This window comes from Goodfellowiella coeruleoviolacea (genome assembly GCF_024171785.1).
In the GTDB taxonomy this organism is placed as follows: Bacteria; Actinomycetota; Actinomycetes; order Mycobacteriales; family Pseudonocardiaceae; genus Goodfellowiella; species Goodfellowiella coeruleoviolacea.
Map to the genome: position 1 here is coordinate 344,492 of NZ_JAMTCK010000009.1, position 19,989 is coordinate 364,480.

The following is a 19,989-nucleotide window of genomic DNA, read 5'->3' on the forward strand; positions in this document are numbered from 1 at the left end:
TAGGTGCGGGTCACGGTACTGTCAAGTGCCTGGTACGACCTGCTCATTCCGGCGATCGGGGCAGTGCGCCCGAGTACTGTGGGCACATGCCTGGAAGGAAAGCCGCGGAAAGACCCGGAAACACCGGCCGGCCGGTGACGATCAACGACGTTGCCCAGCTCGCCGGTGTCTCGGTCGGCACCGTGTCCAAAGCGCTCAACGGCCGGGGCTCGCTGCGCGCGGAAACCAGGCACCGGGTGCTGTCCGCCGCCGAGCAGCTCGGCTTCCAGCCGAACCGGGCCGCGGTGGCGCTGAACTCCGGCCGGACCTACACCGTCGGCATGATCACCACCGACACCATCGGCCGGTTCAGCATCCCGCTGATGATGGGCGCCGAGGACGCGCTGGGCGCGGGTGAGATGTCGGTGTTCCTGTGCGACGCGCGCGACGACCCCATCCGCGAGCAGTACTACCTGCGCACGCTGCTCAGCCGCCGGGTCGACGGCATCATCGTCACCGGCCGCCGCACCCAGGCCCGCCCACCGATCGGCACCGGCCTGCCCATCCCGGTGGTGTACGCGTTCATCAGCTCCACCGACCCCCGGGACTGCTCGGTGGTGCCGGACGAGGCGGGCGGCGCGCACAAGGCCGTTGACCACCTGCTGGCCGTTGGCCGCCGCCGGATCGCCCACATCACCGGCCCGGAGCACCACCACTCGGCGACCGTGCGCGCCACCGCGGCCACCGACCGGCTCGCCGAGGCCGGCCTGCGGCTGGCCGGCGCCCCGCTGTTCGGCGAGTGGAGCGAGGCCTGGGGCCGGCAGGCGGCGCAGCTCCTGCTGGGCGCCAACGCCGAGGTCGACGCGGTGTTCTGCGGCAGCGACCAGATCGCCCGCGGTGTGGCCGACGCGCTGCGCGCCGCCGGCCGGCGCGTCCCCGACGACGTGGCCCTGGTCGGCTTCGACAACTGGGACGTGATGGCCCTGGGCTGCCAGCCCCCGCTCACCAGCGTGGACATGGAACTGGAGAAGCTCGGCCGCACCGCCGCCGACCTGCTGCTGGCCGCGATCAACGGCGAGGCGTCGCCGGGCCGGCACACCCACCCGTGCCGGCTGGTCATCCGCGACTCCACGGCCGCCTCCAGCACCCCGGCACCCGCGCTCGACAGCGCTCCGGGCGGGAGCTGACCGGCCTGCCGTACCCGGGGCCCGCCGGGCACGGCCGACTCCGCGCGAGGGCCCGTGTCCCGCCCAACGCCACGCGGTCGACCAGGGACGGACTGTTAGTCTCCGCCCATGCGTCGGGGAGATTTCTTGCGCTGGCTCGGTTTCTCCGGGGCACTCCTGCTCACGGTGGCGACCCTGCTGAACGCGGCGGCCACGCCGCGCTGGCTGACCACCGTCCCCGCGGTCGTGCTCGCCGCGGCCGTCGCCGGGATGGGCACGGTGGTGCTGGCCTGGGTCCTGCTCGGCAGGCTGGTCGTCACGGGCGGCGACGCGGCCCCAGGGCCCCGCGCTCTCAAGTGGACGGTCCTGTTGTGGGCCGGTCCACTGCTCGCCGCGCCACCGTTGTTCAGCCGTGACGTCGAGAGCTACCTGGCGCAGGGCGCGATCGCCGCCCGGGGCCTTGATCCCTACGTTCTCGGGCCGCGCCAGGGCCTCGGCCCGGCGGACGAACTCACCCGGAACATGAGCGGGTACTGGCTGGACACGCCCTCGCCCTACGGGCCGCTGTTCACCGCGGTCCAGCGGCTGATCGCACAGGTCACCGGCGAGCAGCAGCTCACCGGTCTGCTGCTGTACCGGCTGGTCGCCCTCGTCGGGGTGGCACTGGTGCTGTGGGCGGTGCCCCGGCTGGCGGCCAGGGCGGGCGTCCCGGCGAACGCGGCGCTGTGGCTCGGTGTCGCGAACCCGTTGCTGCTGTGGCACTTCGTGGCCGGTGTGCACAACGACGCGCTGATGCTCGGGCTCATGCTCGCCGGCACCGTGCTCGCACTGTCCGCAGTGGACGAACGGGTCCAGTGGTGGCGGCTGTCGGCAGGTGTGCTGCTCATCGCGCTCGCCGCGGACGTCAAGCTGCCGGCCGTGGTGGCCCTGGCGGTCGTCGGCACCGCGCTCGCCCGGCGGCTGGGCGGCACGCTGTGGCACCTCGCGCTCACCGGCACGGCGATGCTCGCCTCGGTCGCGGTCGTCTCCGCGGTGGTCTCGCTGGCCACCGGCCTCGGGTTCGGCTGGCTCACCACGCTGGGCACGTCCGGCCAGGTGAACAGCTGGATGGCCCCGACCAACTGGTTCGGCTTCCTCACCGGCGGGATCGGGTCGCTGTTCGGCCTGCGGATCACCCAGACGATGATCGGCGTCGGCCAACTCGTCGGCTACGCGCTGATCGCGTGCGGCGCCGTCGTGGTGGTCCACCGCCAGCTCCGCGGCTCACTCGGTGAGCTGCCGGCACTCGGCCTGCTGCTCGCCGTTGTCGTGGCGTTCGGCCCGGCCGTGCAGCCGTGGTACCTGCTGTGGGCCGCGGTTCCCCTGGCCACCTGCCTGCCGGCCGGCCGCGCCCGCACCACCCTGGCCGCGCTCGTCGCACTGTTCGCCGTGCTGCTGCCCCCGCTGGGCGGGAACTTCAGCGGCAAGGTCGGCCAGCTGGTGGCCGGCTACCTCGGCGGCGCACTGGTGGTGGCGGCGCTCGCGTTCCTCGCCCGGCGCGGCGCACCCGAGCGGACCCACACCGCCAGCGCCCGGAGGTAGGCCGCCGCCCTAGGCGTGGGCCGCCAGGGCGCGGGTCAGCTGGTGGGCCTCCTTGAGCAGCAGGGCGCCCAGCTCCGGGCGGCGGTGGTCGCGGAAGCGCGACTCCACCCCGGTGAGGGTCAGTGCCCAGGCGGGCGCGCCGGCCCGGTCGAAGACCGCCGCGGCCATGCCCCAGCTGCCCTCGACGACCAGGCCGGGGTTCACGGCGTAGCCGAGTTCGCGGGTGCGGGCGATCCGCTCCCGCACGGCGTCCGGCCGGTGCGCCGGGCCGTAGCGCGCGGTGAGATCGACCCGGCGCAGGTAGTCGTCGATCTCCGGGTCGGGCAGCAGGGCGAGCACGACCAGGCCGGCCGAGACCACACCGAGCGGGAACCGGGCCCCCTCGTGCAGCACGAACGACCGGATCGGGAAGTCGCCGTCCTCGCGCAGCAGGCACACGGTCTCCTCGCCGCGGCGGGCGGAGAAGAACGCGCTCTCCCCGGTCGCCGCCGCCAGCCTGCGCACGCTGGCGCGCGCGTGCTGGGTGACGTCGTAGCGCTGGGCGGCGACCTCGCCCAGCAGGTACAGCTCCGGGCCGAGGTACCACGCGCCGCCGCGCTGGTCGCGGTCCACGTAGCCCTCGGCCGCGAGCGCGGTGAGCAGCCGGTGCGCGGTCGGTCGGGCCAGCCCGGTGGACCGCGCGAGCTGCGAGGTGGACGCGCCGGTGTCGGGGAAGCGGGACAGGGCCCGCAGCAGCGCGGCGATCCGGCCGGCCACGTGCTCGGGAGGAGAGGTCACCCAACGAGCATATGTCCACTCAGTGAACGCCTCGCCCCGGGTTGTTCACCACGCGAGAGCTTTGCGCTCCAGGGAGGTTCGCGGCTTGACCGGTACCAGGCCCGACCGTTGAATTCCCGCAGTGCTCATTGGTTGAACGGCAGGAGAAGAGCCTGTGGTCAGGATGTTCAGCAGTGCCGCTGACGCGCTCCGGGACGTGCTCACCGACGGGATCACCATCGCGGTGGGCGGTTTCGGCCTCAGCGGCAACCCGAACGACCTCATCGAGGCCGTGCGGGACTCCGGGGTGCGTGATCTGACGATCGTGTCGAACAACATGGGCGTCGACGGCAAGGGCCTGGGGCTGCTCCTGGAGAACCGCCAGGTGCGCAGGGTGGTGGCCTCCTACGTGGGGGAGAACAAGCTGTTCGCCCAGCAGTACCTGGACGGCGAACTGGACGTGGAGTTCGTGCCGCAGGGCACCCTCGCCGAGCGGATGCGCGCCGGCGGATCCGGGATTCCCGCCTTCTACACCCGGACCGGGGTGGGCACGCCGGTGGCCGAGGGCAAGCCGCACGCCGAGTTCGACGGGGTGACCCACGTGCTGGAGCGCGGCATCGTCGCCGACCTGTCGCTGGTGCACGCGCACACCGCCGACCGCGCCGGCAACCTGACCTACCGCTACGCCGCGCGCAACTTCAACCCGCTGGTGGCGATGTGCGGCCGGGTCAGCGTCGCCGAGGCGGAGGTCGTGCTCGACGGGTTCATCGATCCGGACCACGTCGTCACCCCCGGCGTGTTCGTCAACCGGCTGACCGCGGCGCGGGAGCGGGTCAAGGAGATCGAGCAGCGCACCGTGCGATCCACAGTGGAGGTGTGATCATGGCGTGGACACGGGACGAGATGGCCGCCATCGCCGCGCGCGAGCTGCGCGACGGTGACTACGTCAACCTGGGCATCGGCATTCCCACCCTGGTCGCCAACCACGTGCCGGCCGGGGTCGAGGTCACCCTGCAGAGCGAGAACGGCATCCTCGGGCTGGGTCCGTTCCCGCTCGCGGGCGAGGAGGACGCGGACCTGATCAACGCGGGCAAGCAGACCGTCACCGTCAACCCGGGCGGGAGCTTCTTCGACTCGGCCACCTCCTTCGCCATGATCCGCGGCGGGCACATCGACATCGCGATCCTGGGCGCGCTCCAGGTCGGCGCCAACGGGGACCTGGCCAACTGGACGGTGCCCGGTGCGCTCGTCAAGGGCATGGGCGGGGCGATGGACCTAGTGGCGGGCACCAGGCGCGTCGTGGTCCTCACCGACCACCTCACCAAGGACGGCAGCCCCAAGATCGTGCGGCGGTGCACCCTGCCGCTGACCGGGGCGCGCGTGGTGCACCGGATCATCACCGACCTCGCCGTCCTCGACGTCACACCGGACGGGCTGCGCCTGGTCGACACCGCGCCCGGCGTGTCGCCGAGCGAGGTCCAGGACAGGACGGCCGCGCCGATCGCGGTGTCCGGGGTGCCCGGCCGGAGCTGACCGGGTGGCGCCGGCCACAGTGGACACGGCTGGCGCGACCCGAGGGGGACGAGAGGCAGATCACCCGACCGTCAAGGTCGCGTAAGGGACCCGAGCGGGGGAGTCAAGGCCACGTCAGGCTCGACTCCGACCTCTTCTTGCTGATGCAACCTTTCCGCGTCACGGGCCGTCGCCGGATGGCGGCCCGGTAGTTCGGAAGGGAGCACGCTCATGGCCGATCTGGCCTACGCGGTGCTGCTGATCGGTGTCTTCGTGCTGCTGGCGCTGGGCGTGCGCGGTCTGGAGAAGCTGTGAGTGGCACGGGTGTGCTGGCGAACGCCGTGGGTGGCGTGCTCGCCCTGCTGTTGATCGGGTACCTGTTCGTCGCGCTGATCAGGCCGGAGAAGTTCTGATGTCGTCCACTGTGGCCGGCCTGCTCCAGGTCGGCCTGCTCGTCGCCGCGCTCGCCGCGGCCTACCGGCCGTTCGGTGACTACCTGGCCCGGGTGTACACGCGCACCACGCACTCCCGGGTGGAGCGGGTGATCTACCGCCTCGCTCGCGTCAACCCCGACTCCGAACAGCGGTGGGGCACCTACGCGCTGGGCGTGCTGGGTTTCTCGTTCGTCGGCATCGCACTGCTGTACGTGCTGCAACGCGTCCAGTCGGTGCTGCCGTTCGCCTACGACCGGGGCAACGTGCCACCGGGCATGGCGTTCAACACCGCGGTCAGCTTCGTGACCAACACCAACTGGCAGTCCTACGTGCCCGAGACGGTCATGGGCCACACCGTCCAGCTGATCGGGCTCACCGTGCAGAACTTCGTGTCCGCGGCCGTGGGCATGGCCGTGGCGATCGCGGTGGTGCGCGGATTCACCCGCCAGGCCACCGACCGGCTGGGCAACTTCTGGGTGGACCTGGTGCGCGGCACCATCCGCGTGCTGCTGCCCGTGGCGTTCGTGTTCGCCGTCGTGCTGGTCGCCCTCGGTGTGGCGATGAGCTTTCGGTCCGGAGTGGACGTTGACGGCCAGACCGTGGCGATCGCCCCGGTGGCCAGCCAGGAGGTCATCAAGGAACTGGGCACCAACGGCGGTGGCGTGCTGAACGCGAACTCGGCACACCCGTTCGAGAACCCCAACGGCTGGACCAACCTGATCGAGATCTTCCTGATCCTGCTGATCCCGGTGTCGATGACCCGCACGTTCGGCACCCTGGTGGGCGACCGCAGGCAGGGCTACGTGCTGCTGTCGGTGATGGGTGCGCTGTGGACGGCCATGCTGGCGGTGATCTGGGTCGCCGAGGCGAACGGGCTGCGGCCGTTGGAGGGCAAGGAACTCCGCTTCGGCATCCCCTCCTCGGCGCTGTTCGCCAACGCCACCACGGGCACGTCCACCGGCGCGGTGAACGCGATGCACGACAGCTTCACCGGCCTGGGCGGCGGTGCCGCGCTGCTGAACATGCTGTTCGGGGAGATGACCCCGGGCGGGGTGGGCACCGGCCTGTACAGCATCCTGGTGATGGCGGTCATCGCCATGTTCCTGGCCGGCCTGATGGTCGGCCGCACGCCGGAGTACCTGGGCAAGAAGCTGGGGCGGCGGGAGGTGACCGCGGCCGCGGTGTCCATTCTGGCCATGCCCACGGTGCTGCTGCTCGGCGCGGGCATCGCCGCGGTGCTGCCCGGTACCCAGGGCGCGCTGAACAACCCCGGTGCGCACGGGCTGTCGGAGATCCTCTACGCCTACGCCTCGGCGTCGAACAACAACGGCAGTGCCTTCGCCGGCATCACCGTCACCAGCGACTGGTTCCAGGCGTCCCTGGGCGTGTGCATGGCCCTGGGCCGGTTCGTGCCCATCGTCGCGGTGCTGTGCCTGGCCGGTGCGCTGGCCGCGCAGAAGAAGGTGCCCGCCACCGCGGGAACCCTGCCCACCACCGGTCCGCTGTTCGCCAGCCTGCTCGCCGGCAGCGTCGTGCTGGTCGCCGCACTCACCTTCGTTCCCGCTCTCGCTCTCGGTCCCATCGCGGAGGCCCTGCTGTGACCACCACCGACCAACGCCCCCGGCGCACCCCCGAGCAGACCCGGGAGCGGCACGCCCAGAACCTGGGCCACCAGGTCGCCGGCGGGGTGTTCAACCCGCGTCAGCTGCTCACCTCGCTGCCGGACGCGCTGCGCAAGCTCAACCCGCGCCACCAGCTGCGCAACCCGGTCATGTTCGTGGTCTGGGTCGGTTCGCTGCTGGTCACGGTGTTCGCGATCGGCGAGCCGAGCGTGTTCACCATCAGCGTGGCGGTGTGGCTGTGGTTCACCGTGCTGTTCGCCAACCTGGCCGAGGCCGTGGCCGAGGGGCGGGGCAAGGCGCAGGCGGACTCGTTGCGCCGCACCAAGAAGGACGCGATGGCCCGGCTCACCGACGGGCGCACCATCCCCGGCACCGAGCTGACCGTCGGCGACCTGGTGGTGGTCGAGGCCGGTGAGGTCATCCCCGGCGACGGTGACGTGGTGGAGGGCATCGCCACGGTGGACGAGTCGGCCATCACCGGTGAGTCCGCGCCGGTGATCCGCGAGTCCGGTGGCGACCGGTCCGCGGTGACCGGCGGCACCACCGTGCTCTCCGACCGGATCGTCGTCCGGATCACCAGCAGGCCCGGCGAGTCCTTCGTGGACCGGATGATCGCGTTGGTGGAGGGCGCCCAGCGGCAGAAGACGCCCAACGAGATCGCGCTGACCATCCTGCTGTCCACGCTGACCATCATCTTCCTGCTCGCGGTGGTGGCGTTGCAGCCGTTCGCGGTCTACTCCGGTGGACAGCAGTCGGTGATCGTGCTGACCGCGCTGCTGGTCTGCCTGATCCCCACCACCATCGGCGCGCTGCTGTCGGCGATCGGCATCGCCGGGATGGACCGGCTGGTGCAGCGCAACGTGCTGGCCACCTCAGGCAAGGCGGTGGAGGCCGCCGGCGATGTGGACACGCTGCTGCTGGACAAGACCGGCACGATCACCTGGGGCAACCGCCGCGCCACCGAACTCATCCCCACCGGCGGCACCGACCTGGACCGCCTGGTGGACGCGGCCCGGCTGTCCAGTCTGGCCGACGAGACGCCCGAGGGCCGCAGCGTGGTCGAGCTGTGCGCCACCGCGCACGGCCGCTCGCCCGAGCCCAGCGCGCACGAGCGCACCGGTGAGTTCGTGCCGTTCACCGCGCAGACCCGGATGAGCGGCATCGACCTGGACGGCCGACGCGTCCGCAAGGGCGCCGCGAGCGCCTTCGCGCTGTCCGAGCAGACTCGGCGGGTCGTCGACGAGATCAGCGCGCAGGGCGGCACCCCGCTGGTGGTGGCCGAGGACGACGTGGTGCTCGGCGTGATCCGACTGTCCGATGTGGTCAAACCAGGGATGCGGGAGCGGTTCGCCGAACTGCGCGCGATGGGCATCCGCACGGTCATGGTCACCGGCGACAACCCGTTGACCGCCAAGGCCATCGCCGCGCAGGCCGGGGTGGACGACTACCTGGCCGAGGCCAAGCCCGAGGACAAGATGGCGCTGATCCGCCGCGAGCAGGAGGGCGGCAAGCTGGTCGCGATGACCGGCGACGGCACCAACGACGCCCCGGCACTGGCCCAGTCGGACGTGGGCGTGGCCATGAACACCGGCACGTCGGCCGCCAAGGAGGCCGGCAACATGGTGGACCTGGACTCCGATCCCACCAAGCTGATCGAGATCGTGGAGATCGGCAAGCAGCTGCTGATCACCCGGGGCGCGTTGACCACCTTCAGCGTGGCCAACGACCTGGCGAAGTACTTCGCCATCCTGCCGGCCATGTTCGCCGCGATCTACCCGCAGCTGGACAGGCTCAACATCATGCGCCTCGGCTCGCCGCAGTCGGCGATCCTGTCCGCGGTGATCTTCAACGCGCTGATCATCATCGCGTTGATCCCGCTGGCCCTGCGCGGGGTGCGCTACCGGCCGGCCAGCGCGTCCGCCCTGCTGCGGCGCAACCTGCTGATCTACGGGCTGGGCGGCATCGTCACGCCGTTCGCCGGGATCTGGCTCATCGACCTGCTCGTCCGTCTCATCCCCGGAATCGGGTGACCCACGCCGTGAAGAACGTCATCAACCAGGCCCTGGCCGGACTGCGCGTCCTGCTGGTGCTCACCGTGATCACCGGAGTCCTCTACCCGGTCGCCGTCTGGGGCGTGAGCCGGCTGCCCGGGCTGCGCGCCAACGCCGAGGCCGCCGACACCACCCGGGTGGCCGTGGCCCGCGACGGCGAGCGGTGGTTCCAGCCGCGGCCCTCCGCCGCCACCCTGCCCGCGTCCGGCGGCTCCAACAAGGGCGAGCACAACGCCGACTACGACGCGGTGATCGCCGAGCGCCGCACCGCCGTCGCCCAGCGGGAGGGCGTGTCCGAGGACCGGGTGCCCGAGGACGCGGTCACCGCGTCGGCCTCGGGTCTGGACCCGCACATCAGCACCGCCTACGCCGAACTCCAGGTGCCCAGGGTGGCCCGGGCCAACGGGCTGACCGTCGAGCGGGTGCGGGAACTGGTCGCCGCCAACACCGACGGACGCGGCCTCGGGTTCCTCGGCGAGCCCGGCGTCAACGTCACCGCGCTCAACCGCGCGCTCGACGCGGCGGGGTAGCGGCCCGGCGGGTCAGCCGGCGCGGTCGGGGCGGTCGACGAGTCCGAGTCGCAGGTGCTCGACGTGGTAGACGGCTTCGTCGAGCAGTTGGGCGACGTGGGTGTCGTAGAGGCTGTAGACGATGCTGCGGCCCTGCCGGGTGCCGGTGACCAGGCCGAGGTTGCGCAGCAGCCGCAACTGGTGGGACACGGCGGACTGCTCCATGCCCACGGCCTCGGCCAGCTCGGTCACCGCGCGCGGGCCCTGGCGGAGCTGGGTGAGGATCAGCAGCCGGCTCGGGGTGGCCAGTGCCTGGAGGGTGGCCGCCACCGTGGCCGCCGCGTCGGCGTCCAGGTTCGCCACCGGGCGATCGCGTCCTTCGACCCCGTGTCCCACAGCGCACAGGATACTCCAGTGATGTGGAATAGATGAAGACATGTTCATCTGTTCTGCTATCGTCGGCGGTGTGCTGCCCTGGCTCCCGTCGCGTCCGGAGGTTTCCCCGTGAGCGCTCCCGCCACCGACACCCGTGATCTCCCGCGCCTGGCCCGCCCTGGCCCGGCCGCGGCGTGGCGCACCCGGCTGTTCGCGCTGCCGGAGCCGCGCTGGGCCGCCGCCGCGCTGGCCCTGTTCCTTGCCGGGCTGGCCACCCACCTGCTCGGCGGGCCGAGCTGGCTGTGGTGGGCGCTGTACCTGGCCTGCTACGCGGCCGGCGGCTGGGAGCCGGCGCTGGCCGGACTGCGGGCGCTGCGGGAGAAGACGCTGGACGTGGACCTGCTGATGGTGGCGGCGGCGCTCGGCGCGGCCGCGATCGGCCAGGTCGTGGACGGCGCCCTGCTGATCGTCATCTTCGCCACCTCCGGGGCGCTGGAGGCGCTGGCCACCGCCCGCACCGAGGACGCGGTGCGCGGCCTGCTGCACCTCGCCCCGGACACCGCCACCCTGCTGGGCCCCGACGGCCAGGAGCGGACCGTGCCCTCGGCCGAGCTGCGGGTCGGCGACGTGGTGCTGGTCCGCCCCGGTGAGCGCATCGGCGCGGACGGGGTCGTGGTGGGCGGCGCCAGCGAGGTCGACCAGGCCACCCTCACCGGCGAACCCCTCCCGGTGGACAAGCACGTGGGCGACGAGGTCCTGGCCGGCACCCTCAACGGCACCGGCACGCTGCGGGTGCGGGTGGACCGCGGCGCCGAGCACACCGTGCTGGCCCGGATCGCCGGCATGGTCGAGCAGGCCAGCCAGACCAAGGCCAGGACCCAGCTGTTCATCGAACGGGTCGAGCAGCGCTACTCGGTCGGCATGGTCGCGGCCACCGTGGCGCTGTTCGCGCTCCCCCTGCTGTGGGGCGAGCCGCTGCGGGACTCCCTGCTGCGCGCGATGACGTTCATGATCGTGGCCTCACCGTGCGCGGTCGTGCTGGCCACGATGCCGCCGCTGCTCGCCGCGATCGCCAACGCCGGCCGGCACGGCGTGCTGGTCAAGTCCGCGGTGGTGATGGAACAACTCGGCGCCACCACCCTGGTCGCCGTCGACAAGACCGGCACGCTGACCCGGGGCGTCCCCGAACTCGCCGACATCCGCGTGCTGCCCGGTGGTCAGCTCACCGAGGACGACGTGCTGCGGCTGGCCGCGGCGGCCGAACACGCCAGTGAACACCCGCTGGCCGCGGCGGTCGTGGCCGCCGCCCGCCAGCGCGGCCTGGCACTGCCCGAGGCCCACGGGTTCGCGGCGCTGCCCGGCCGGGGCGTCACCGCCCGGGTCGAGGGCCACCTGGTCCAGGTGGGCTCGCCCGCCGCGCTGCTGGCCACGGCCCAGCCGGACGAGGAGGCAGCGGCCGGAGCGGACACGGACGCCCGCACCGCCGTGCGGGCGCTGGAGCAGCGGGGCCGAACCGCGGTGGTGGTGCTGCGCGACCAGCGTCCGGTGGGCGTGCTCGGCATCCTCGACCAGCTGCGGCCGGAAGCCGCCGGCGCCGTGGCGGCGCTGGCCCGGCTCACCTCGGCCCCGCCGGTGCTGCTCACCGGGGACAACCACACCACCGCCGCCCAGCGCGCCCGCGAGGTCGGCATCACCGAGGTGCGGGCGGGGCTGCTGCCCGACGACAAGGTCGCGGCCGTGGCCGCGTTCCAGGCCGACGGACAGCGGGTGGCGGTGGTCGGTGACGGCATCAACGACGCGCCCGCCCTGGCCACCGCCGACACCGGCATCGCCATGGGCGGGGTGGGCTCGGACCTCACCCTGCGCACCGCCGACGCCGTGGTGGTCCGCGACGACCTGAGCGCCATTCCCACGGTGATCGCGCTGTCCCGCCGGGCCCGCCGCGTGGTGACCGCCAACCTCGTCATCGCCGCCACCGTCATCACCGGCCTGGTGGTCTGGGACCTGGTCGGGAACCTGCCGCTGCCGCTGGGCGTGGCCGGGCACGAGGGCTCCACCGTCCTGGTTGGACTGAACGGCCTGCGCCTGCTGCGCGGTGCCGCCTGGCGGCGGGCGAGCCGAGCGGGCCGGTCAGCGTGACCGGGCTGGGCCGGAGGTGGCGGCTCCGGCCCAGCCCGACCGGTCAGCGGGTGGACCTGCGGTAGACACCCGCGGCGATGCTCACGCCCGCGGCGGCCAGCGCCACCTGCACGATGATCTCGATCCAGTCGACGCCCCTGGTGTCACCCACGCCGAGCGCGTTGGCGACGAGCGTGCCGATGATCGCGGCCACCACGCCGATGGCGATGGTCAGCCAGATCGGGATCCGCTGTTTGCCAGGCACCACAAGACGACCCAGTGCCCCGATGACCAAGCCCACGATCAGGGCGCTGATCACTCCGGATATCGCCATCGCTGTTCCCTCACTCCTCGAACTCACCGAAGGCGAAGTCCTCGCCGCCCTCGTCGCCGTCGAACACCTCGTCCAGCACCTCACCGACGACCATGCCGCCGACGAAACCGGCCGCGGCGCCGGCGACGATGCCACCCACGCCCGGCCCCCGGCGCTCGTGGTGCTCGTAGCCGTGGTGCTCGTAGCCGTGCTGGGGGTAACCGTGCTGGGGGTAACCGGCGTGGCCGTACTCGGGGGAGTGCCCGCCGAACGCCGGGTTGTGGCCGTGCTCGGCGTACCCGCCGCCGAACGCGGAGTGCCCGCCGCGCTCGGCGACCTGGCTGAGCCACTGGCCGATCAGCCCGGTCCAGTCCGCGTGCACCGCGTCCTGGTGGGACAGTCGGAAGTGGCCGAACGAGTCACCGCCCGAGCTGAACATCCCGCCGCGCTTGTCCGCCTCCAACACCACGTACAGCTCGTGCGGGTTGGCGACGAAGGTCAGCTCGACCTCGTTGATCCGCCCGGCGAACTGGGCGGGCGGGACGAACTCGATCTCCTGGTAGAAGCCGATGTCCTGGGGCACACCGTGCAGGCGGCCCATTTCCACGTCCGCGCGGCGGAAGCGGAAACCCAGCTCCCCGAACGCGTCCAGCACGCGTTCCTGCGCCGGCAGCGGGTGCACCGCGATGGGGTCGAGGTCGCCCTTGTCCGGGGCGCCGGCGACGACCAGTTCGGTGTGCACGCCCACGGTCATGCCGTGCAGGTGGGCCGAGCCCACCGCGGTGATCGGCGTTTCCCACGGCAGCGGCAGGGAGAACGGCACGGACACCAACTGTCCTGGTGCGACCCGCAGGGAGTGGCCGACCACCACGCGGTGGAACTCGGCCGTGCCGCCGTACTCGTGGTCGCCGTGTTCGGCTTCCACCCGGGTGACCAGGGACAGCACGATCTGGCCGATCTCCGCGTCGGCGCTGCCACCCTGGATGTGCACCTGGCCGGTGACCACCTGGCCCGGGGTGGCGTGCGGGGAGTCCAGCACGGTGTCGACCGACGGTCCGCCGACCCCGAACGCGCTGAGCATGCGTTTGAACATGGGCGATCTCCTCTGCGGGAAAAGGGATGGGTGTGTTGGCTCAGTGCCGACTGGCCGTGGTGGCCGGGCGTGCGTGCGGCGTCAGGTCTGCCAGCGCCAGGTCTGCCAGCGCCGGCGTCGGCGAGGTGGCGAACGCGCCGAACACCGTGCGCGCGAGGGCCGAACGGGCGGAGGTGGCGGTCAACGCGCCGCGCTCACCGCGGGGCCGCGACCGGCCGCGGCCGAACCCGGTGTGGCCGAACCCCCTGCTGGCGAACCCCGTGCGACCGGACCCCGTGCGACCGGACCCCGTGCGGTCGAGCCCCACGCGGGTGAACTCCTGGGCGGCGCGCGGGCCGGTGCGGATCACCACGGGGCACCCGCGGTGGTGGAAGAGATGAACGGCCGGGTCTCACCCGGCCACCTACTGCAGCCGTCCGGGGCCGCGTCCACGCGCATAATTCACAGTAGCACGTAGCACTGTATGGTTTGCCCGGCCTTGTCCGGGGAACCGGTCGGCGGGACGGAGGTGGTGTCAGGTGAGCGACGCGCTGCTCAGGATCGGTGAGCTGGCCGCCCGCGCCGGGGTCAGCAGCCGCACCGTCGACTACTACACCAACCTCGGCCTGCTCGCCCCCGCGCGGCGCACCGCCGGCAACTACCGGCTCTACCAGCAGGCCGACGTGGAGCGGATCCACCTGATCCAGCGGCTGGAGGGGCAGGGCGTGCCGCTGGAGGAGATCGCCAGCGCGTTCACCGCGCCCACCGGTGAGGTCGCCGACATCCTGGACCGGATCGACAACGACCTTCAGGCGCTGCACGCGGTCGTCGAGACCGCGCCGGCCGAGGTCCACGGCCTGTTGGCGGCGATCGCGACCCGGGTCCACTCGCTGATCACCGTCGCCCTGCAGATCCCGCCCGACCTGCCCATGCTGTGACCGCTACCGGGGCCCGGTGGGGCGCAGCCGCACCGAGGTGATGGCGTTGTGGCCCACCGCCAGCACCTCCGCGGTCCAGCCGGACAGCGCCACGACGTCGCCGGGTCGATCCGGAATGCGGCTCAGCCGCACCAGCAGCAGCCCGGCGATGGTGGTGTAGTCGCCCTCGGGCGCGTCCCGCAGCTCAACGCCCACGTCGACCAGGTCGTGCACGGGGAAGGTGCCGGGCAGCACGAGCGACCCGTCCTCCTCCCTGCGCACCGCCATGACATCGCGGTCGGTCTCGTCGTAGATCTCCCCGACGATCTCCTCCAGCAGGTCCTCCAGGGTGACGATGCCGTCGACCGCGCCGTGCTCGTCCACCACCAGCGCGAACTGCTCGTGCTCGGCCTTGAAGGCGCGCAGCGCGTCGGACACCCGCAGCGAGTCCGGGAACACGGTCGCCGGCCGCACCACGTCGACCAGGGAACCGTGTTCGGCCAGCAGGTCGCGCAGGTGCACCACGCCGACCACGTCGTCCAGGTGGCCCGACCGGGCGACCGGTGCGCGGGAGTGGCCGGACGCCGCGAGTTCGGCCCGGGCTGTGCTCACCTCGGTGTCGGCGGTCAGCGCGAACACCATCCGCCTGGGGACCAGCACCTCGCGCAGCCGGCGCTCGTGGATCTCCAGCGCGCCGTTGATGATCGTGCGCTGCTCGGCGTTCAGGCCGCGCTGGGCGGAGACGAACTCGCGCAACTCCTCCGGTGACAGCTGCTCCGACTCGGCCTGCGGGTTGCCGCCGAGCAGCCGCACCACCAGGTTGGTCGACGCGCTCAGCGCCCACACCACGGGCCGGGAGATCGTCGAGAGCAGGTCGAGCGGACGGGCCACGAGCAGCGCCCACCGCAGGGCGTACTGCATGGCCAGCCGCTTGGGCGCGAGTTCGCCGAACACCAGGGTGACGAACGTCAGCACGATCGTCACCAGCGCCACGGCCACCGCGTTCGCGGCGTCGCCGAGAAAGCCCAGTGCGGGCACGAGCGGCTCGGCCAGGGACACCGCGGCGGTCGCCGACGCCAGGAACCCGGCGAGGGTGATGCCGATCTGGATGGTGGCGAGGAACCGGTTCGGGTCGCGGGCCAGCCGCACCAGCGTGCCGGCGCCGGCCCGGCCATCGCGCTCCAGCGCCCGCAGTTGGCCCTCGCGCAGCGAGATCAGGGCCATCTCGCTGCCGGAGAACAGCGCGTTCACCAGGACCAGCACACCCACCAGAACCAGGTTGAAAACGTAGCCGTCCACGCACACTCCGAATCTCGTCAGCAGGGCAACGCTAACAGCTGGCGGGCGCGAGCCGGTGCTGAAGCAGCAGCGTGCCGGGGCGGACCAGGCACGCGGAGGATCGACCGACCGGGTTAGTCCCTCCACTGTGGACGGTGAACGCGCGGTGTTCCGGTGATCGCGCGCTGTGAGGTAGCTCATGTGGGGCCGGTTGGGGCTGGTGCGGGGCGTGGCCGGGCTCCGCGCGCGGTCCCGCAACGCGTTCCGCGGCTCCCCGGGGTGGTGCCGGCTGGCTATTGTGGATCTTGACCGGTAAGTCCGATTCGCAAAGGAGCAAGACGCATGGCCGTGTCCGCGGATCTCGCCAAGCAGCTCGACAAGGCCTACGAGGACCTCAGCGTGACAGAGGTTCTCGACGCGCCCGTGGGTGCCTTAGCCGGGGTCAGCGAGGGCGACGCCGAGAAGCTGGCCGCCGCGTTCGGCATCAGGACCGTGCGCGACCTGGGCAGCAACAAGTACTTCCGGCTCGCCGCCGCCCTGGTCGAACTCGACGCCCAGGCCAAGTGACGCGCGTTTCCGCGCGGTGCTGAACCGGTGGGTGGACCTGCTCCACCCACCGCACCCCCACTGCTCGACTCGGGGGACCAGTGCGGCCCTCGTGGTGTACGGTACGGTTTCGTACACTACGAAGCGAGGTTGACGATGCGGGGCGAGGCGCGTGAACGGGCCATCCTCGACGCCACCACGGAGTTGGTGGGGGAGGTCGGCTACCAGGCGTTGACCGTGGACGCGGTGGCGGCGCGGGCACACGCCAGCAAGGCCACCATCTACCGGCGCTGGCGCAACAAGGCGGAGTTGGTGAAGGCCGCGCTGGATGCCTACGACGCCGAGTTCAACCTGGTCATCCCGGACACCGGTGAGCTGCGCGGCGATCTCGTCGCGGTGCTGGAAGCCTTGCGGGACAAGGCGACCGACCGCTACCTCGCCCTGCTGAACGCGCTCATCAGCGCCGCCAAGTACGACCCGGTGCTGGCCGCCGCGCTGCACGAGCACCAGGCGGACGACGAGCTGTCCCCGTTCACCGCGTGCCTGCAGCGCGCGGTCGCCCGCGGCGAGGCGCCGGCCGAGGTGGACACCACCCTGGTGCACGACGTGGCCGAGGCGCTGATCATGCGGCAGCTCACCGTCGACCTGCCGTTCGACGACGCGTTCATCAACCGGGTCGTCGACCGCGTGCTGCTGCCCCTGATCCGGTCCTGAGCAGTGTGGGGGAACCTGTGAAGCCCAGTCGTGTTTCCGTGCTGATCGCCGGCGCGGGCCCCAGCGGCCTGACGCTCGCCATCGAACTCGCGCGCCGCGGCGTCGACTGTCGGATCGTCGACAGGGCCGCGGCGCCGTTCCCCGGCTCGCGCGGCAAGGGCCTGCAACCGCGCACCCTGGAGGTGTTCGAGGACCTCGGCGTGCTCGATGCCGTGCTCGCGGGCGGGGCGCCGTTCCCGGCGTTCCGGATGTACTCGGGCACCACGGTGCTGTGGGAGCGCGGCCTGGCCGAGATGCTGGGCACCGAGCTGCCCAGGCGGGCCCCGGACGTGCCCCACCCGCTGCCGTGGCTCATCCCGCAGTGGCGGACCGACGCGATCCTGCGCGACCGGCTCGAACAGCTCGGCGGGCGGGTGGAGCGGCCGACCGAACTGGTCGAGTTCAGCCAGGACGACGACGGTGTCGTCGCGACCCTGCGCCACCACCACGGTGAGACCGAGCGGGTGCGGGCCGACTTCCTGGTCGGCACCGACGGTGGCCGCAGCTTCGTGCGCAAGCACGCGGGCGTCGGGTTCGCGGGCACCACCCAGGAGAGCGAGCGGACGCTGATCGGTGATGTCCGCGCCGACGGGGTCGAGGGCGTCTACTGCCACATGTTCACCGGCGGCGACTTGGCCAAGCGGTTCTCGTTGTGGAACCTGCCCGCCAGCGACCACTACCAGTTCGTGGCCGCGGTCGACCAGGGTGACGAGCCCGAGCTGAGCCTGGCGACGGTGCAGCGGATGCTGGACGAGCGGTCCGGGCGCACCGACATCCGCCTGCACGACCTGCGGTGGATCTCGCTGTACCGGATCAACGTCCGGCTGGCCGAGCGGTTCCGGATCGGCCGGGTGTTCCTGGCCGGCGACGCCGCGCACGTGCACTCGTCCGCCGGCGGCCAGGGCCTGAACACCAGCGTGCAGGACGCGTACAACCTGGGCTGGAAGCTGGCCGCCGTGCTCCGCGGCGCACCTGAGGCACTGCTGGACAGCTACCACGACGAGCGGTTCCCGGTGGCGGCCGAGGTGCTCGACGTCAGCACGGACCTGCACCGCCGCGGCTTCCGGGCGACCACCGCGCCGCCGGGATCAGCACCCGCCATCCACCAGTTGGACATCACCTACCGAGGCAGCGCGCTGGCCGTCAACGACCGCGCCGAACCGGGGAGCCCGCGCGCGGGTGACCGCGCTCCCGACGCCCCGCTGCACACCGCGTCCGGCGGCCGGACGCGCCTGTTCGAGGTCTTCGCGGGGCCGCGCTGGACCGCACTGAGCTTCGGCGCCGCGCCAGCGCCCGACCTCGGTCCGGACGTCACCGCGTTCTCGGTGGCCGCCCGAGGGGGCGACCTGGTCGACACCGACGGCCACGCGGCCCGCGCCTACGCCGTGCCCGAGGGGACCTGCGTGCTCGTCCGGCCCGACGGCTACCTCGGCCTGGTCACCACCGAGATCGGGCGCGTGCGCGACTACCTCCGCCGGGTGGGGCTCTGACACCGGGCCCCGCCGAGGGCCGCCCGCGCTGTTCCCGCTGGTGGTGGAAGCGCTCTCAGCCACGTGGGTCGGCTGCTCGTTGGTGCCGCTGTCGACGCTCGCCCGGTGTGCTGTCCAGCACTTCGGGACGACGTCGACAGCGGGGGACAGCTGGACGATCATTGACGAGCAGTCCCGGAGGGACCGTCCGATCGGGACCTCCGGCCCACCGTCGAGCAGGTGAACGGGGAACTCGGTGCGCGACCTCGAACAGCGGACTCCCGCACACGCCGCGGGCAGCCGAGGAACAGGCGCGGGGCTCGGCCGAGCGTGGCTCGGCCTGCTCACGCTCACGCTGTCCTCCTTCGCGGCCGTGACCACGGAAATGCTCCCGGTGGGCCTGCTGCCGCGCATCGGGGACGCGTTCGACGTCACCGAATCCGTCGCCGGCCTGCTGGTGAGCCTGTACGCGGTCATGGTGGCGGTGCTCGCCGTGCCGTTGACGATCGCGACGCGCCGGTTGCCGCGCAAGGCCCTGCTCCTGGGCAGCCTGGCCAGTTACACGCTGAGCAACCTCCTGGTGGCCGTGGCGCCGGGGTTCGCGGTGGTGGCGGTCGGCAGGGCGCTGGGCGGCATCACCCACGCGCTGTTCTTCTCGGTGTGCATCGGGTACGCCACGCGCCTGGTCGCAGCGGAGCACACCGGCCGCGCCCTGGCGATCGCGTCGGCGGGCGTGTCCGCCGGGTTCGTGCTCGGGGTGCCCGTGGGGGTCTCGCTCGGCACGTCGTTGGGCTGGCGGTCGGCGTTCGTCGCCATGACGGCCTGCACGGCACTGGCGTTCGTGCTCGCCGCGGTGGTCCTGCCGGGCGTGCCGACAGCCTCGGGGGCAGCGGAGACCCGCCCGGGCCGCACCCGCCGGCTGGTCACCGTGATCGCCTCCAACACGCTCGCCTACATGGGCCACTACACGCTGTTCACCTACGTGAGCGTGCTGCTGCTGCGGTCAGGTGCGGCGCCGACGGGCGTCGGCCCGCTGCTGCTGGTGTTCGGCGCGGTCGGCCTCGGCACGCTGGCGGTGGCCGCCAGACACCTCGACGTGCGGCCGCGCGCCAGCGGCCTGGTCATCGTCGGCCTGATCGCGGCCGGGATCATCGGCGTGGGGCTGGGGTATCCCGCGCTCGGCGCCGTGGTCGTCGCCGGCATCGCGTGGAACGCGGGCTTCGGCCCGGTCTCCTCGCTCTACCAGGCGTCCGCCGTGCGCGCCCGGGCGACCTCACCCGACCTGGCCGGCGCGTGGATCAACGCCACCTGCAACTTCGGCATCGCCGCGGGCGCCGCGGTCGGCGGCGGGGTGCTCGACGCCGCGGGCCTGGCTGCGGTGGCCTGGGTGGCGGCCGGGCTCGTCGTCCTCGCGCTGCTCATCGTGCTGCTCGCGCCCCGCGCCTTCGCCGCACAGGGCTGACCGGCCGGTCGTCGCCCGCCTTCCCGCGACCAGCCGGGGAAGGTCGCGGGAACTGTTCGTCCACTCGGTACGACCT

Annotated in this window: 20 protein-coding genes; 14 read left to right on the top strand and 6 right to left on the bottom strand. The window is 72.4% G+C overall.

Annotated elements, in window-relative coordinates; genetic code table 11:
• Nucleotides 1-134 precede the first annotated feature (134 nt).
• Nucleotides 135-1,166 carry a LacI family DNA-binding transcriptional regulator gene (locus tag LX83_RS21230; RefSeq protein ID WP_253774077.1) on the top strand — a complete coding sequence of 344 codons (1,032 nt, stop codon included), beginning with the start codon at nucleotides 135-137 and terminating at the stop codon, nucleotides 1,164-1,166.
• Between the two features lie 108 nt (nucleotides 1,167-1,274).
• Nucleotides 1,275-2,726 (top strand): polyprenol phosphomannose-dependent alpha 1,6 mannosyltransferase MptB, encoded by a 1,452-nt coding sequence (mptB, locus tag LX83_RS21235; RefSeq protein WP_253774079.1) that lies wholly within the window; start codon nucleotides 1,275-1,277, stop codon nucleotides 2,724-2,726.
• A 9-nt stretch (nucleotides 2,727-2,735) separates the two neighbouring features.
• On the opposite strand, the gene LX83_RS21240 is transcribed toward mptB, so the two are convergent.
• Nucleotides 2,736-3,503 carry an IclR family transcriptional regulator gene (locus LX83_RS21240; RefSeq protein ID WP_253774081.1) on the bottom strand — a complete coding sequence of 256 codons (768 nt, stop codon included), beginning with the start codon at nucleotides 3,501-3,503 and terminating at the stop codon, nucleotides 2,736-2,738.
• A gap of 163 nt (nucleotides 3,504-3,666) precedes the next feature.
• Here LX83_RS21240 and LX83_RS21245 point away from each other — a divergent pair, with 163 nt between their 5' ends.
• From LX83_RS21245 to LX83_RS21270, 6 genes are all read left to right on the top strand, one after another.
• Entirely contained in the window at nucleotides 3,667-4,362 is a 696-nt protein-coding gene (locus LX83_RS21245) for a CoA transferase subunit A (RefSeq protein ID WP_253774214.1), read from the top strand.
• Nucleotides 4,363-4,364: 2 nt separating this feature from the next.
• Nucleotides 4,365-5,015 carry a CoA transferase subunit B gene (locus tag LX83_RS21250; RefSeq protein ID WP_253774083.1) on the top strand — a complete coding sequence of 217 codons (651 nt, stop codon included), beginning with the start codon at nucleotides 4,365-4,367 and terminating at the stop codon, nucleotides 5,013-5,015.
• Nucleotides 5,016-5,305: 290 nt separating this feature from the next.
• Nucleotides 5,306-5,407, top strand: coding sequence for a K(+)-transporting ATPase subunit F (kdpF, locus tag LX83_RS21255; RefSeq protein ID WP_253774085.1), 102 nt, complete (start codon nucleotides 5,306-5,308; stop codon nucleotides 5,405-5,407).
• On the top strand, nucleotides 5,407-7,029 hold the full coding sequence (gene kdpA, locus LX83_RS21260) for a potassium-transporting ATPase subunit KdpA (protein ID WP_253774088.1): 1,623 nt from the start codon (nucleotides 5,407-5,409) through the stop codon (nucleotides 7,027-7,029). The genes kdpF and kdpA overlap by 1 nt, the downstream gene beginning before the upstream one ends.
• A complete protein-coding gene (kdpB, locus tag LX83_RS21265) occupies nucleotides 7,026-9,080 on the top strand; it encodes a potassium-transporting ATPase subunit KdpB (RefSeq protein ID WP_308204015.1) in 2,055 nt (684 codons plus the stop codon). The genes kdpA and kdpB overlap by 4 nt, the downstream gene beginning before the upstream one ends.
• A complete protein-coding gene (locus tag LX83_RS21270) occupies nucleotides 9,077-9,631 on the top strand; it encodes a potassium-transporting ATPase subunit C (RefSeq protein ID WP_407649634.1) in 555 nt (184 codons plus the stop codon). The genes kdpB and LX83_RS21270 overlap by 4 nt, the downstream gene beginning before the upstream one ends.
• A 12-nt stretch (nucleotides 9,632-9,643) precedes the next feature.
• Here the strand turns inward: LX83_RS21270 and LX83_RS21275 are convergent, their stop codons facing one another.
• Nucleotides 9,644-10,006 carry an ArsR/SmtB family transcription factor gene (locus tag LX83_RS21275; protein ID WP_253774090.1) on the bottom strand — a complete coding sequence of 121 codons (363 nt, stop codon included), beginning with the start codon at nucleotides 10,004-10,006 and terminating at the stop codon, nucleotides 9,644-9,646.
• 108 nt (nucleotides 10,007-10,114) lie between these two features.
• Here LX83_RS21275 and LX83_RS21280 point away from each other — a divergent pair, with 108 nt between their 5' ends.
• Entirely contained in the window at nucleotides 10,115-12,124 is a 2,010-nt protein-coding gene (locus LX83_RS21280) for a heavy metal translocating P-type ATPase (protein WP_407649635.1), read from the top strand.
• 43 nt (nucleotides 12,125-12,167) lie between these two features.
• Here the strand turns inward: LX83_RS21280 and LX83_RS21285 are convergent, their stop codons facing one another.
• From LX83_RS21285 to LX83_RS21295, 3 genes are read right to left on the bottom strand one after another with little or no spacing between them, the layout of a single operon-like run.
• Nucleotides 12,168-12,437, bottom strand: coding sequence for a GlsB/YeaQ/YmgE family stress response membrane protein (locus LX83_RS21285; RefSeq protein ID WP_253774092.1), 270 nt, complete (start codon nucleotides 12,435-12,437; stop codon nucleotides 12,168-12,170).
• A 10-nt stretch (nucleotides 12,438-12,447) separates the two neighbouring features.
• Nucleotides 12,448-13,509, bottom strand: coding sequence for a sporulation protein (locus tag LX83_RS21290; protein WP_253774093.1), 1,062 nt, complete (start codon nucleotides 13,507-13,509; stop codon nucleotides 12,448-12,450).
• 40 nt (nucleotides 13,510-13,549) lie between these two features.
• Nucleotides 13,550-13,693, bottom strand: a complete 144-nt coding sequence (locus LX83_RS21295) for a hypothetical protein (protein ID WP_253774095.1) — start codon at nucleotides 13,691-13,693, stop codon at nucleotides 13,550-13,552.
• Between the two features lie 334 nt (nucleotides 13,694-14,027).
• On the opposite strand from LX83_RS21295, the gene LX83_RS37935 reads away from it, so the two are divergent.
• Nucleotides 14,028-14,426, top strand: a complete 399-nt coding sequence (locus LX83_RS37935) for a MerR family transcriptional regulator (protein WP_308204016.1) — start codon at nucleotides 14,028-14,030, stop codon at nucleotides 14,424-14,426.
• A gap of 3 nt (nucleotides 14,427-14,429) precedes the next feature.
• Here the strand turns inward: LX83_RS37935 and LX83_RS21305 are convergent, their stop codons facing one another.
• Entirely contained in the window at nucleotides 14,430-15,704 is a 1,275-nt protein-coding gene (locus LX83_RS21305) for a hemolysin family protein (protein WP_253774097.1), read from the bottom strand.
• 321 nt (nucleotides 15,705-16,025) lie between these two features.
• On the opposite strand from LX83_RS21305, the gene LX83_RS21310 reads away from it, so the two are divergent.
• The 4 genes from LX83_RS21310 to LX83_RS21325 all read left to right on the top strand — a co-directional run bounded on the left by LX83_RS21310 (nucleotide 16,026) and on the right by LX83_RS21325 (nucleotide 19,913).
• Nucleotides 16,026-16,250: a hypothetical protein gene (locus LX83_RS21310; RefSeq protein WP_253774099.1), complete on the top strand. Its 225-nt coding sequence runs from the start codon at nucleotides 16,026-16,028 to the stop codon at nucleotides 16,248-16,250.
• 135 nt (nucleotides 16,251-16,385) lie between these two features.
• Nucleotides 16,386-16,943 carry a TetR/AcrR family transcriptional regulator gene (locus LX83_RS21315; protein WP_253774222.1) on the top strand — a complete coding sequence of 186 codons (558 nt, stop codon included), beginning with the start codon at nucleotides 16,386-16,388 and terminating at the stop codon, nucleotides 16,941-16,943.
• 17 nt (nucleotides 16,944-16,960) lie between these two features.
• On the top strand, nucleotides 16,961-18,472 hold the full coding sequence (locus LX83_RS21320; protein WP_253774101.1) for an FAD-dependent monooxygenase: 1,512 nt from the start codon (nucleotides 16,961-16,963) through the stop codon (nucleotides 18,470-18,472).
• Between the two features lie 235 nt (nucleotides 18,473-18,707).
• The gene (locus tag LX83_RS21325) at nucleotides 18,708-19,913 is read left to right on the top strand and encodes an MFS transporter (RefSeq protein WP_253774103.1); all 1,206 of its coding nucleotides are present in this window, start codon (nucleotides 18,708-18,710) and stop codon (nucleotides 19,911-19,913) included.
• Nucleotides 19,914-19,989: the final 76 nt, after the last annotated feature.